The organism is Sphingobium jiangsuense (assembly GCF_014196495.1).
Lineage (GTDB): Bacteria > Pseudomonadota > Alphaproteobacteria > Sphingomonadales > Sphingomonadaceae > Sphingobium > Sphingobium jiangsuense.
Map to the genome: position 1 here is coordinate 92,858 of NZ_JACIDT010000009.1, position 13,575 is coordinate 106,432.

Annotated in this window: 12 protein-coding genes; 8 read left to right on the forward strand and 4 right to left on the reverse strand. The window is 67.9% G+C overall.

Annotation, left to right across the window (positions count from 1 at the left end):
* Window positions 1–123: 123 nt before the first annotated feature.
* Window positions 124–714, reverse strand: coding sequence for a hypothetical protein (locus tag GGR43_RS13445; RefSeq protein ID WP_188072496.1), 591 nt, complete (start codon window positions 712–714; stop codon window positions 124–126).
* A gap of 202 nt (window positions 715–916) precedes the next feature.
* Here GGR43_RS13445 and GGR43_RS13450 point away from each other — a divergent pair, with 202 nt between their 5' ends.
* The 6 genes from GGR43_RS13450 to GGR43_RS13475 all read left to right on the forward strand — a co-directional run bounded on the left by GGR43_RS13450 (window position 917) and on the right by GGR43_RS13475 (window position 6,255).
* Complete coding sequence (locus GGR43_RS13450) at window positions 917–2,086, forward strand: glycosyltransferase family 4 protein (protein WP_246343735.1); 1,170 nt, start codon at window positions 917–919, stop codon at window positions 2,084–2,086.
* Between the two features lie 28 nt (window positions 2,087–2,114).
* Window positions 2,115–2,672: a sigma-70 family RNA polymerase sigma factor gene (locus tag GGR43_RS13455; RefSeq protein ID WP_188072498.1), complete on the forward strand. Its 558-nt coding sequence runs from the start codon at window positions 2,115–2,117 to the stop codon at window positions 2,670–2,672.
* Complete coding sequence (locus tag GGR43_RS13460) at window positions 2,662–3,390, forward strand: anti-sigma factor family protein (RefSeq protein ID WP_246343736.1); 729 nt, start codon at window positions 2,662–2,664, stop codon at window positions 3,388–3,390. Before GGR43_RS13455 ends, GGR43_RS13460 begins: the two co-directional genes overlap by 11 nt.
* Window positions 3,387–4,052 (forward strand): DedA family protein, encoded by a 666-nt coding sequence (locus GGR43_RS13465; protein ID WP_188072499.1) that lies wholly within the window; start codon window positions 3,387–3,389, stop codon window positions 4,050–4,052. The genes GGR43_RS13460 and GGR43_RS13465 overlap by 4 nt, the downstream gene beginning before the upstream one ends.
* Window positions 4,053–4,149: 97 nt before the next feature.
* Window positions 4,150–5,691 (forward strand): right-handed parallel beta-helix repeat-containing protein, encoded by a 1,542-nt coding sequence (locus GGR43_RS13470; protein ID WP_246343737.1) that lies wholly within the window; start codon window positions 4,150–4,152, stop codon window positions 5,689–5,691.
* An 87-nt stretch (window positions 5,692–5,778) separates the two neighbouring features.
* Window positions 5,779–6,255: a GIY-YIG nuclease family protein gene (locus GGR43_RS13475; RefSeq protein ID WP_188072501.1), complete on the forward strand. Its 477-nt coding sequence runs from the start codon at window positions 5,779–5,781 to the stop codon at window positions 6,253–6,255.
* Window positions 6,256–7,168: 913 nt separating this feature from the next.
* On the opposite strand, the gene GGR43_RS13480 is transcribed toward GGR43_RS13475, so the two are convergent.
* The 3 genes from GGR43_RS13480 to GGR43_RS13490 all read right to left on the reverse strand — a co-directional run bounded on the left by GGR43_RS13480 (window position 7,169) and on the right by GGR43_RS13490 (window position 10,931).
* A complete protein-coding gene (locus GGR43_RS13480; RefSeq protein ID WP_188072502.1) occupies window positions 7,169–8,491 on the reverse strand; it encodes a replication initiator protein A in 1,323 nt (440 codons plus the stop codon).
* An 82-nt stretch (window positions 8,492–8,573) separates the two neighbouring features.
* A complete protein-coding gene (locus GGR43_RS13485) occupies window positions 8,574–9,665 on the reverse strand; it encodes a ParB/RepB/Spo0J family partition protein (RefSeq protein WP_188072503.1) in 1,092 nt (363 codons plus the stop codon).
* A gap of 69 nt (window positions 9,666–9,734) precedes the next feature.
* A complete protein-coding gene (locus GGR43_RS13490; protein ID WP_188072504.1) occupies window positions 9,735–10,931 on the reverse strand; it encodes an AAA family ATPase in 1,197 nt (398 codons plus the stop codon).
* A gap of 324 nt (window positions 10,932–11,255) precedes the next feature.
* Here GGR43_RS13490 and GGR43_RS13495 point away from each other — a divergent pair, with 324 nt between their 5' ends.
* Both GGR43_RS13495 and GGR43_RS13500 read left to right on the forward strand, forming a co-directional pair.
* A complete protein-coding gene (locus tag GGR43_RS13495) occupies window positions 11,256–12,458 on the forward strand; it encodes an AAA family ATPase (RefSeq protein WP_188072505.1) in 1,203 nt (400 codons plus the stop codon).
* A 46-nt stretch (window positions 12,459–12,504) separates the two neighbouring features.
* The gene (locus tag GGR43_RS13500) at window positions 12,505–13,542 is read left to right on the forward strand and encodes a ParB/RepB/Spo0J family partition protein (protein WP_188072604.1); all 1,038 of its coding nucleotides are present in this window, start codon (window positions 12,505–12,507) and stop codon (window positions 13,540–13,542) included.
* Window positions 13,543–13,575 lie beyond the last annotated feature (33 nt).

The following is a 13,575-nucleotide window of genomic DNA, read 5'->3' on the forward strand; positions in this document are numbered from 1 at the left end:
TTGGGGTGGGGTCTTGCCCCGGACTCCCGCCTTTGCGCCCAGCGGCACACCCCACCCCTCGTTCCCCTCCCCTTCAGGGAAGGGGAGGATGGCGTCCGCCGGCGAGCGTGATGTCGCCCTGCCCTACCTTCGCCAGTCGCGCATCGCGCGTTCATAGCGGGCGCGGGCGGTTTCGGCCCGCCGTTCCAGCGTCGCGCGCTCCTTGTCCTGCCGCCTTTCCAGTTGCCGCCGCTCGCGGTCGAGCGCGGCCTGCCGCCGGGCGATCTCCGCCTGTTCGGCGGCGTGCCTCGCCCCGGCGGCGGCAAGCGCCTCCTCCGCCTTGTCGAGCGCGCCGCGATCCGGCCGGGGTTTAGGCTTGGGCCGGGGTTTGGGCCGGGGCGCCTTGCGCGGCACTGGCGGCGCCTCCGCCCGCCGGACCGGTGAGGCATCGGCTTCAACCGGCCCGCGCGCCGCCCGACGCGCCGGTTTCCGCTCCGGCAGCGCGGCGAGCTGTTCCTCGCGGGTGGCGCGCAGGCGGCGGACGACCGTGCCCGGCCGCGCCAGCGGCTCGCGCATCAGTTCGGGGTCCTCGACCTGCTCGGCGATGCCGCGCGCGAACAGATCGGCATCGCTGCCCCACGCCTTCAACGCCGCCTTCCGGCTCGTCGCCGCGACATAGGCATCGTGAAAGCCGATCGGCGTGCGGTAGACCTTGAGCTTCTGCGCGCGCGGCATGGCCTGTCCTTTCCCCGGCGCCCCCGTGCGGGGGCCGGTGCGCAAAGCCATCCCATAATCGGGACGCCGCGCCAACAGGGAACCATCGCCCGCCCGCCGGGAATAAACCGGATCGGGCGCGCGTATACCGCGCATGGTACAGCAAGCCCTCGCTCTTCAATCCCCGCCACCCGTTTCGCCGCCGGATGCCGGCCCGCCATCGTTGCAGATCGCCGGAAGGCCGCTGCGCATTTCTCTTTTCTCCGGCAATTACAACGGGGTACGCGACGGCGCCAACCGGGCGCTCAACCGGCTGGTCGATTATCTGCTCGCGCGCGGGGCACAGGTGCGCATCTATTCGCCCACCACCCCCAAAACCTCTTTCCCCTGCGTCGGCGATGTCGTGCCGGTGCCTTCGGTCGCCATACCGGGGCGGGGCGAATATCGGCTGGCGCTCGGCCTGCCGCGCGCGATCCGGCGCGATCTCGCTGCCTTCGCACCCGATATCGTCCACCTTTCCGCGCCGGACTGGCTGGGGCGCAGCGCCCAGCGCCACGCGCGGCGCAGCGGCATCCCGGTGGTGGCCAGCCTCCACACCCGGTTCGAAACCTATCTTTCCTATTACGGCCTCGCGATGCTGCGCGGGCCGATGGAGCGCTATCTCGATCGCTTCTATGACGATTGCGACCATATACTGGCCCCCACCCCGCCGATCGCCGAGGAATTCGCCGGGCGCTACGGCGGCGACCGCATTTCGATCTGGAGCCGGGGGGTCGACCGCGCCGCCTTCCACCCCGATCTGCGCGACGAGTCCTTCCGCCGGTCGCTGGGCTATATGCCGCAGGAGGTGGTGCCGCTGTTCTTCGGCCGGCTGGTGCTGGAAAAGGGCCTCGACATCTTCATGGACGCGATCCTGCGGGCGCGGGCCGCCGGACACCCCGTGCGGCCGCTGATCGTCGGCGAGGGGCCCGCGCGCGACTGGCTCGCCCAGCGCCTGCCCAATGCCTATTTCCTCGGCCATCTGGAAGGAAGGCGGCTGGGCCGGGCGGTGGCGAGCGCCGACGTGCTGATCAACCCCAGCATCACCGAGGCGTTCGGCAACGTCAATCTGGAGGCGATGGCCTCCGGGCTGGCGATCATTTCCGCCGATGTGCCCAGCGCTTCCTCGCTGATCGACACCGGGCGGACGGGCCTTCTGGTCCCGCCCCTTTCCGGCGAGGCCTATGCCGCCGCGCTTCTGGACCTGATCGCGGACCCGGCCCGCCGCCGCGCGCTGGGGCGGGCGGCCAGCCTTGCCGCCAATGCCTGCCGCTGGGAAGAAACGCTGGCCCAGGTCGTTCGGGGCTATGACAAATGCCTCCAACGCGATAAAACCGGTACGGGAAGGGAATAGAAGCATCGTTCCAGGCGTAGGCACCCATATGTCCCAGCTCCTGCCGACCGACATATTGGAGGAAATGTCCTCCATGCGGCGCTATGCCCGCTCGCTCACCCGCGACGAGCAGGCGGCGGACGACGTCGTTCAGGATGCGCTGCTGAAGGCGCTGGAAAAGCGGCACCTGTTCCGGCCGGACGGCTCGCGCCGGGGATGGCTGCTCGCCATCGTGCACAATATCTTCATCTCGACCCGCCGCCGCGAGGAGGCGCGCGCGCGGCGCGACACGCGGTTCGCCGGAATGCTGACCGACCGTCTGGACCCGGATCAGGAGCATGCGGCCACGCTGCATCAGGTGGCGCAGGCCTTCGCCGCGCTGCCGGAACCCTATCGCGCCATCCTCCATCTGGTCGCGGTCGAGGGGCAGAGCTATCAGGAGGCGGCCGCCATTCTCGACATACCGGTCGGCACCGTCATGTCGCGGCTGAGCCGCGCCCGCGCCGCGCTGCGGCGGGCCGAAGGCGGGGCGGCGGAGGACGGCGCCGACGGCGGGAACGCCGCCGATCGCGGCCTCAGGATCGTTGGAGGACGGGATGACGACTGATCCGATCGGCAGGATGGAGATAGAGGCCTATATCGACGGCGAGCTGGACCTGCCCCAACGCCTGGCGGTCGAGGATCATCTTTCGCGCCATCCCGGCCTTGCCGCGCAGGTGATGGCGGATTTCCGCAACCGCAGCGCCCTGCAACTGCTCGCCAGCCCGGACCCGGCGCTGCCCCGGTCCCTCGCCGCGACGGCGGAGCGGGTGCGCAAGGAAGGCCGCTCGCTCTGGCGCCGGCCCGCCGCCGGCCTCGCCGGGGTGGCGGCGATGGCGCTGGTGGCGCTGGCGGCGTTGAACATGACCTCCTCGCCCCCCTCCTATGTCGATCTGGCGGTGGCGTCGCACCGGTCCATCAAGGAACGCACCGGCCTCGTCGCCTACCAGCCCTTTTCCGACCGCGCGCAGGCCCTGCTCTCGGCTTCGCGCATCGCCATTCCGAGGCTGCCGCCGGACTGGCGGGTCATCGATGTCGAGATGCTGCGCGGCACCAGGGTGCCCGCGCTGCTGATCGCGGTGCAGACGGCGGAAGGCCGCACCCTCTCCATCCTCGCCCTTCGCGAGCGGTCCTCCGCGCCGCGCGATCCCGATACGGTGCAGGATGGCAGCCAGTCGGTCGCCTATTGGCGCAAGGGCGATTTTTCCTACGCGCTGACCGGCGAGGGCAACCCCGGCCAGATCGACGCCACGGCGGATGCGCTGGCGGATTCCTGGAGAACATGACCGCGATCGACGACCTGCTGGCCGGCATATTGGCGCTGATCACCGGCAACGCGGCGCTGGCGGGACCCGTCATCGGGCTGCTGGCCTTTGCCGAATCGCTGATCCTCGTCGGCATGTTCGTGCCCGCCGTCGCGCTGATGATGACGATCGGCGGGCTGGTCGCGGCCGGGGTGCTCGACCCGCTGCCCGTGCTGTTCTGGGCGATCGCCGGATCGGTGCTGGGCGACTGGATTTCCTATCTTCTCGGCCGCTGGATCGGCCCGGCGATCTACCGGCGCTGGCCGCTGTGCAGGCATCGGGCCGCAGTCGCCAGGGCGCGGCTGTTCTTCCGCCGCCATGGCTTCGCCGCCGTGTTCCTCGGCCGCTTCTTCGGCCCGGTGCGGGCGACGATCCCGCTGGTGGCGGGCGTCATGCAGATGCCCCATCGCAGCTTCCAGATGGCCAATATAGGCTCGGCGCTGCTGTGGGTTCCGGCCCTGCTCGCGCCGGGCTATGTCGCGGGGGCCAGCCTCCCCCTCGAAATGCTGGACGGCTGGCAGCTGCTCGGCATCGGCGCGGCGCTTCTGGTCGTGCCGTTCCTGCTCGCCGGGCTCGTCGCGCGGCTCGTCCTGAAGCGCCATGGCGGGAAAGGCCGCCGGCCGGGGGCGCAGCCGTCGCGCTGACCCGACCGGCCTTCCGCCTTCGCTTCACCTTGCATTCAGCGGCCCTTTCGCATCATTGCGGGAAACAGTCCACGCCATGCCATCGAGAGACAAGGAATTGGCCGCTTCGTTCGGGAAAATCGGGTTACTGGCTCTTCTTATAGGGGCGGGGCCGGTCGCGGCGGCCCATGCCGAAACCTATTATATAGATTCGGTCGTCGGGGACGACAGGTTCGCCGGCACCTCGCAGGATCGCCCGTGGCGGTCGCTGGCGCGCATCCGCGACTTTCCGCTGCGGCCGGGCGACCGGGTTCTCCTCGTGGCGGGTTCGGTCTGGAAGGAGCCCCTCAGCATCACCCGGTCCGGCCGGGCGGGGGAGCCGATCCTCGTTTCCGCCACCGGCACCGGGCCCCGGCCGCGCATAGAGGCCGGGGGCGTGTCGTCCTACGGCGTGGCGGTGATGAACGCCGAATATGTGACCGTGCGCGGGCTGGAGGTGACGAACGACGGCCCGGTGGCGGGACAGCGCTTCGGCGTCCTCGTGTCGGCCGAGAATATGGGCGTGACGCGGGGCATCCGCATCAGCGACATGTATATCCACGATGTGCGCGGCACCAACGACCGCAAGGACAATGGCGGGATCGTCTTTCGCGCCACAGGACAGCGGCTCGCCACCCGTTTCCGCGACCTGGCGATCGAGCGCAACATCATATGGCGGGTCGACCGCTCCGGCATCGCCGGGATCAGCGACCGGGTGTCGGCCCGCAACTGGTTTCCGAGCGAGGATGTCGTCATCCGCGACAATTATCTGGAGGATATAGGCGGCGACGGCATCGTGCCGCGCGGCACGGACGGCGCGCTCATCGAGCATAATATCGTCCGCTATGCGGGCAGCCGCGCGCCCGGATACAATGCCGGGATCTGGCAGTGGAGCACCGACAACAGCCTGATCCAGCTCAACGAGGCCGCCTATACGCGCACGCGCTATGACGGGCAGGGCTTCGATTCCGATTTCAACTCGCGGCATACGACCATTTTATACAATTACAGCCATGACAATGCGGGCGGGTTCCTTCTGGTCTGCTCCCCCCGGCATGACGGCCAGGACAATCTCGGCAATCGCGGCACCGTCGCCCGCTTCAATGTCAGCCGCAACGACGGCAGCCGCATCTTCCAGCTCGCCGGCAACGTATATGGCGCGGTGATCGAGAAGAACGTCATCCATGTGGGCAAGGCGATGGACGTGCAGATGGTCATCGCCACGCAATGGGACGGCTGGGCGCGGGACGTCCGCTTCAACGGCAATGTGTTCAAGGTGGCGGGAACGGCGCGTTACGGCAGCGAAGCCGGGCGCAGCGGGCCGGACTATCTGATCAAGCCGGGCTTCGAGCCCGCCGGCTATATCCGCTTCAAGGGCAATGTCTATCTGGGCCGCCATGTCGATGCGCCGGAGGACGGCGCCGGCCAGCCCTTCGTCCCCTATAAGGAACCGGCGGCGGACTGGCAGGTGCCGACCTTCAACCCCGCCAGGCCCGACGGGTTCGCCGAATTCCTTGCCCGGCACAGAAGCTGGATGCTGGCGATGTTGCAGCGCGAACTGGGCGCGCCGGTCGAGCTGCGCCAGCCCCGGCGCGTCTCCCTCTTCGAGACGCGCCGATAGGCCGGCCCTATCGTCCTTGCACCATATTGTCTTTGCGCAGCCGCGGTGAAAGCGGGATAGACTCGCCCGCAGGAGGATGGATGAACTATGGACCTGCCCCTGCCCGCCCCCGATGATGATGCCGGCTGGCCGGGATGCGTCGGCGCGGCGCTGCCCGCATCGGCCATCGTCCTTCCCGGCGGCGTGGCGGCGGCGCCGCGCTGGAAGGGCGCCTATGCGCTGGCCTTCACCCTGGTCGATCCGGTGGCGTTCTCCTACCGAGGCGCGGGGCACAGCCTGCCGCCCGGCCATTATGTCTATGCGGGCAGCGCCTATGGGCCCGGCGGCATCGGCGCGCGGCTGGGCCGCCATTTCCGGCGCGACAAGAAGCGGCACTGGCATATCGACCATCTCACCGCGAGTGCGGGCGGGATGACGGCGTTCGCGATCGAGGGCGGATCGGAATGCGCGATCCTCACCCGGCTCGGCGCGCTGCCCGGCTTCGGCCATGTGCTGGCGGGGTTCGGCAGCAGCGACTGCGCGACCTGCCGGTCCCACCTGCTGGTCTGGCGTCCACCGGCCTGAGGCGGACCGGCGCAACGCGGCATCCGGCAGGGCCTTTCGGGGTGCGGGAAGCATCCTTCCTCCCCTTCCCTCTTTCCCCCTCTCAAAAGAACTTCGATGAAAGTTAGAGGGTTAAAAGATACTGTTAGAAGGTTAAGCCGCGCCTTTGCGGGCCGGGGCGGGCGTCGGTCCATGAGTCGCGCGCACAGGCCCGTTCCCGATGGATCGAGCATATGTTCCCCAAATGTCGAGGCGGCCGTTCCCGATATGTCGGCGGAGCGTTCCCGATGTGCCGATGGACGGGGGAAAGCCGTTCCCGATATGTCGAAGAAGGGCGGGCCACCTCGCTGGCGGGGCGGAAATTGAATCAGTTTGCGATGGCGCCTGCGGAAACTCCTTCAATGCGATTCGACTTTTCGAATCGGGACCGGGTGAAGGGAGGGACGGCCTCCTCCGGCTCGACATTTCGGGAACGCCGGGAGAGTGCTTTGGCAGGATGGAATCTTGAGCCGCGCGATCCGGCTGCGTTCGTTGCGATGTGGTGAGCTACCCCTGAACTGCTCCGCATCCGAGATAAGTCCGCAAAGGCTCCGTGACCAACTCGTTGTCGCTGTCTGGCAGGCGGGCAGCATTTTGGCGCAGATGTCAGAGGCCGTTCCAGGCAAAGTTGGTCGGCCACCTGCTAACCCGGTTTTGGTGGATCGGAGACTGGGCGTTGTCGCATGACAAGACAAGGCAAACGGGTGGATCAGTAGCAAGGCCCTCCCCCTTGCCCGTCTGGCCTGTTGAGTGGGCCAGACGCCTCGCTTCCATGTCGAAGCCCTGCCTTCTTCTTGGAAGGGGAAGCAGTCGGGATTCAATGGCCGATATATCCGGCGATCGCGCGCATCGCGACACCAGCGGCTTCGGCCTTCCGCCGCGCCGCCTGCCCTCCCTATCCCTTCAGCGCGTGGCGGTGCCTGGCGTGGTGGCGGCGGACCCAGCCGATGAAGGCCTTCTGCCAGTTGGCGGGAGTGCGGTCCGGTGCGGCGGCAACCCAGTTCTCGAATTCGATGTGGAGCGCGTAAAAGTCCCAGCCGGGGCATTCGGCGCGCAGCAGGTCGAGCGTTTCCTCGGCGATGAAGCCGCGCGTCGCCGCATCGGACAGCCCGGCGATCGTGCCACGGATCAGCAGGCTGGCGTCGAGCAGTCCTGCATCCCCGTCCCCATTTCTGCTTCCACCACCAGCAACGGCGCGGGCCGACGGGGCTTCTTCCCCGCGTGCGGCGCGGGCCGGGCGGTGGGGCTGGTCCGCGTCAACAGGGGCGCTCGCGGCGGGGGCGGCATCAGGTTTCCTTGAGGAAACTTTTCCCTGCGCCGGGGCATCCGCCCCCTCCCCCTTCGCCTTATGGGGTCCGCCCGGTGTTCGTCCGCCGCCCTTGGCGTCGTTGCGCGCCATGCGCAGCAGCGGCTCGCCGCCGTCGGCGCCCGAAACAATCGCCAGTTCATAGCCGGGCAGCGCGTTCTTTTCGGCCAGCCTGATCAGCTCGAACTTGAAGCGGCGATATTCGCCCTCCGCGCCGCTCTTCTGGAACAGCGTCGGCATGGAGATGGTGAAGCCCCCTTCCCCGGCCCCGCCCGCATGCTTGCGCGCGACCTTGTAGAGCCAGCGTTCCCGGCCGCCGCTGATGTCGAAATAGGCGCGGTCGATCGACAGCACCCCGCCCTTCATCAGCACGCCTTCATAGAACCAGTTGGACAGCTCCAGCGTCATGCCGCGCGACCGCTCAGTGCGCTCGTCCACCAATTGCGTCCAGCCGTCGAGCCAGCTGAAGGTCGCCTCGCGCCGGTTCTCGGCGCGGATATTGGTCTTGATCGTGGTGGCGACCAGCCGGTCGAGCGCCTGCCCCAGCAGCTCATAGGCGCGGCCCGTGGTCGGGCGGCCGATCGCGCGCAGCAGGTCATAGGGCATGATGTGCAGCTTGCGCGGAATATCGTTGAGCCCGCGCCGCGCCATGTCGGCGAGCACGCTGGCGCAATAGATCAGCAGGTCGGCATCCCATATCGTCGCCATGCCGTAATCCGGGTTGGCGGAGACATGGACCCACAGCTTGCCGTCCGGGCTGGTATAGTCGATCGGCTTCATCCGCTTCGACTTGGAGAGCGAGAAGAAGGGCCGCTCCATCATCTCGCGCTGGTCGCGGAAGCTGAGGTCGGCGATATAGGGGAGGAACAGGTCGAACTGGTCGTCGACCGCCTGTTTGCGCGCGCGGCTCATCGGCGCCTCGCGGCGGCACCCGGCAAAAGTTTCCTTGAGGAAACTTCCGGCCGGGGAGGGGGAGGGGAGGCGTGCCGGGCCACTAGCGGATCGACACCCCGTTGAGCCGCAGCGTCTCCAGCACCTGCCGCACCGCATGGGCGATCTGGTCGTCCCCGGCGCCGCACGCCATCGGCACATGCAGCGTGATGCCCTGCCGGTTGACCGACTTTACCGACAGGATCGGCCGCCCATAGGGGCCGTTGACGGTGATGCACAGGTCGCGCTCGGGCCGCAGCGTCTCGGCCGTCGCCGCCATCAGCCGCCGCAGCACCGCCGGGGCGGGGAGGGGGGCCGTGCCTTCGTCCACCGCGCGGCGGTTCTCTGCGATGATGACCTCGGCCTCCTTGCGGATCGCCTTGGCCCGCGCCTTGTCGTCCATCGCGGCGGCGAGCTTGTAGGCCGGGTTCAGCGTCAGCTCATGCAGGTTGGCGAAGGCCGCCAGCACCGGATCGGGCAGGCTCGCCGCCTTCAGCATCTTCGACAGCCAGCCCTTGGACAGCCGCAGCCGCTCGGCCATGCGCACCGCTTTGCCGCCATAATGCATGTCCAGCGCCGCCGCATAGTTGCGGGCGCGCTCGATGTCGCTGATATCCTTGCGCGCGCGGTTCTCGATATCGGCGAGGCGGAAGGCGGCCTCGTCGTCCAGATCGGTCACCTGCGCCAGCAGCTTCATGTCGGGATAGCTGTGCGCGCGCAGCCAGCCGATCGCGAACAGCCGCCGCGTGCCCGCGATCAGCTCATAATCGTGATCGGGATCGCCGCTGACATGGCGCACCACGGCGGGCACCTTCTGCCCGCCCTCGGCGAGGATCGAATCGATGAGGTCGCGGCAATTCTCCTCCGACAATTGCGCCTGCATCCGCGCATTGCCTTCCCACACGCGCACCCGCGCCGGGTCGAGCTGCAACTGCGTGACCTGCCGCACCTCGCCGCTGGCGACGCGGGCGAGCGCATTTTCCCGGCCCAGCAAGGAAAGCCCCGCGCGCCCCGCCGCGCGTTCGGTGCGCTCGGCGGGGGCGGGCGGGGCGCCGGGCGCGGCCTCCGGGGCCTCCCGCGCTGTCGGTTCGGCGGCCTGGTCCGCCTTGACGTCCGCCAGCAGGCTGGCGAGATAGTCGCTCTGTTTCCGTGCCATCAGGTGCGCACCCCCGTTCCCGAAATGTCGCCGGGCATAAGATAAAGCCCGCCCTGTAGGACAGCCCTTTTATGCGGCATTGATCACCTCCCGCTCGCTCGCCGGGGTGGCGATGCCCCAGCCGCGCCGCACCAGCGCCTCGATCTGCCCCAGCGCCTCGTCGAGGTTGGACCGGCAGCGCTTGTGCGTCTTGGGCGTGCCGATCGGCTTTTCCAGCTCGTAGACGCTCATCATGCGCAGCGCCGCATGGCTGATTTCCGCGCTTTCGAGGATCGGCACCGGCAACAGCGCCGGGCCGAAGGTCTGCTCCATGATCTGCCGCACCATCGCATGGCTGGGGTCGTTGGCGTCGAATTTGGAGCAGATCAGCCGGACGAAGTCATAATCGACGCTGATCCCCGCCTGCGCCAGCTGGCCGGTCACCTGATCCATCATCGACAGGAACTGCACGGTCGAGCAGAAATCCGGCGTCGTCGCGGCGAGCGGGACGATCAGCGCATTGGCGGCCTGCATAACCGCGAGGCTGATCGTGCCCAAAGCGGGCGGCGGGTCGAGGATCACCACGTCATAATTGCGGGCGAGATCCTGCAGCCCCTGTTTCAGCTTGCGGAAGCGGGAGGCGAGCACGCTGCCCCCGTCCGCGCCGGATGCCGCCAGCTCATATTCGACGTCGAACAGTTCGAGGTTGGACGGGATCAGGTCGACATTGGGCCAGGGCGTTTTCTGCACCGCATAGAGCAGGTCGGTCTGCGTCGGGTCGATCGACAGATAGGGGTAGAGCGTCTGTTCCCGCGTGATGTTGAAATGCGGGTTGAAGCCGAAGAGCGTGGTCGTCGTCGCCTGGCTGTCGCAATCGACAACGAGCACGCGATAGCCCTGCACCGCGAAATAATGGGCGAGGTGGGTGGTGACGGTGGACTTGCCGACACCGCCCTTGAAATTCTGCACCGCGATCAGCGCGGGCGTATCGAGCGGCGAACGCGCGGGCGAGGCGCCGAGCACCTCGCGCATGACAAGCAGGTCCTCGATGCTGTATCCGGGGCGGCGGCCGTTCTCGGTCGGCGGGGGAGGGGGCAGGCGCCCGTCCTCCTCGGCCATGCGGATGCGGTTGGTGGAGCAGCCGAGCAGCGACGCGGCCTCGGCGATGCCGAAGCGCACCGTCAGCCCCTTGCGCGATTCGGGCAGGAAGGCCTGCCGCCGCAGCCGCTCGATCATCCGCTCCCCGGCTTGCGCCATTTCGGTTATGCGCTCGACTTCTGAATGCATGCTGGCCTTGGAATGTGAGAATGAACCTTATTTTTCCATTACGCGACAAAAATGCTTCAGTCTATAGGAAATGCACGGGAGGGGATTCAGTGGGCCTCACCATTCCCCACATCCGTTCGCCCTGAGCTTGTCGACCCGAAGGGCGGGCGAAGCCCAACGGCTGCCTTCGCCTGGAGCTAATAGAAGGACAAAGCTTCGACAAGCTCAGGGCGCACAGGTTCCTTACATTGCTTACCCAAAAGGGGTCACTTTCGAATATCGCGCTTCCATTGACGGAAAAGCGAAAGTCCGTCATGGTATGCGCGATTTTCACAAGGAGTGGGCATGGCGTCGGCATTGGACGAGGTTCGGAGCGAGGAGGCGCTCGATGTGGCCGCGCTGGCGCACCGCTCGTCCTCGGTGCTGGAGCGGCTGCGCAATTCGGCGCGCAGCGCGCGGGCCGGCCAGCGGCGGGAGCCGACCTTCCCGATCGGCAAGGCGGCCGAGCTGGTCGGGCGCACCACCGCCGCGATCCGCGATGCGGAAAGCGACGGGCGGCTGGTCCCGCCGCCGCGCGGACAGAATAACCGCCGCCTCGGCTATACGCTGGCGCAACTCAACGAAATGCGCCGCACCTTCGGCACCCGCCCATGGCGGGACGCGGCCGATCCCTGCTCGATCATCGCGGTGCAGAATTTCAAGGGCGGTGTCGGCAAGTCCACCATTTCCGTGCATCTGGCGCAGTATCTCGCGATCCGGGGCTATCGCGTGCTGCTGATCGATTGCGACAGCCAGGCGTCGGCGACCACGCTGTTCGGCTATGTCCCCGATCTCGACCTGAGCGAGGGCGAGACGCTCTACCCCTATCTGCGCGAGGGGGAGCGGGAGACGCTGGATTATGCGATCCGCAAGACCCATTTCGACGGGCTGGACCTGATCCCGGCCAATCTGCGCCTGTTCCAGTCCGAATATGAGCTGGCGGCGCGGATGGCGCGGGGGCAGGGGGTGCTGCTCAACCGGCTGGCGCAGGGGATCGCCTCGGTCAGCCGCGACTATGACGTGGTCGTGCTCGATCCGCCCCCGGCGCTGGGCGCGATCTCGCTGTCGGTGCTGCGCGCCGCCAATGCCCTGGTGGTGCCGGTGCCGCCGACGGTGATGGATTTCTCTTCCACCGCCGCCTTCCTCGCGATGCTCGACGAGACGATCGAGGACCTGAAAAGCTACGACCTCGCGCCGCAATTGTCGTTCCTGCGCTTCGTCGCGTCCAAGGTGGACGAGAACAAGTCGATGCAGAAGGGGCTGCTCGACCTGATGCGCCAGCTTTACGGCAATGCGATGGCGCGCACGCCGCTCAAGGATTCGGCGGAGATCGACAATGCGACCGCGCGGCTGATGACCGTCTACGAGCTGGACGGCCCGATGACGAGCAGGCAGGTGCGCGAGCGCTGCCTCACCTATCTGGACGGCGTGTGCGGCGAGATAGAGATCGACATCCGGCGGACCTGGCCGAGCCATCTGGGCCGCCTGCGCAAGGAGGGCCATGCATGACCGGCGGAAAATTGCAGCCCTGCAATTTCGCGAGCGGGAACAGGCGATGACCTCCCGCAACAAGAGCTTCGTCGCCGATCTGGCGTCGATGGTCGAGCCCGCCCAGCCGGCGGGGGAACGGGGCGCGCGCCTCGGCATCGGCGTGCTGGGCAGCAGGGCGAACCGGCTCGCCGATCTGGCGTCGGGCGCGGTGGTCGATCATCCGCAGGAGCTGGTCGACCCGGCGCGCTGCCGCATCTGGGAACGGCATAATCGCGACTATGCCGCGCTGAACGAGGCGCGCTGCCGCGACCTCATCGAGAGCATCGTCGCGCAGGGGAAGCAGGAGGTTCCGGCGATCGTGCGCCGCGTGACCGGCGATCCCGACCATGATTTCGAGGTGATCTGCGGCGCGCGGCGGCATTGGGCGGTGTCGTGGCTGCGCGCGCACAATTATCCCGATATCCGCTATCTGGTCGAGATACGCAGCCTGACCGACGAGCAGGCCTTCCGCATCTCCGACCTCGAAAACCGCGCGCGCGAGGATTTGAGCGATGTCGAACGGGCGCGGGATTATCTGCGCGCGCTCGATCTCTATTATGACGGGCGGCAGAAAACGATGGCGGGCCGCCTCAACCAGTCCGAGGCGTGGCTCAGCCGCTATCTCGACCTGGCACGCCTGCCGGACGAGGTGATGGCGGCCTTTCCCGATCCGCATGAGCTGAAGATATCGCATGTCGGCACGTTGAAGCCGATATTGAAGCCGCAGGAAAAGCGGGCGCTGGTGCTGGCGGAGGCGCAGCGGCTGGCGCGCCTGCGGGCGGAAGGGGCGGCGGGGCTGCCGGTGACGGTGCCCGATATCCTCCGCGCGCTGGTCGCGGCGGCCGCCGGTCCCGCCACGAAGGCGAAGGGCAAGGACCGGCGCGGCGCGTCGTCCGACGACCCGACGGTGCGGACCGGCGCGGGCGTCCCGCTGCTGCGCGTCGACCGTCAGGACCGCAAGGGGGTGAGCGTCACCCTGTTCTGCCATGGCGGCGGCACGCGGGCGGAGGCGGAGGTGGCGTTGCGGGCGCTGCTGGACCGGCACTGGCCCGCCGGGGATTGACGGGCCTTTCGCAAAAAGAGAACAAATCGGGAA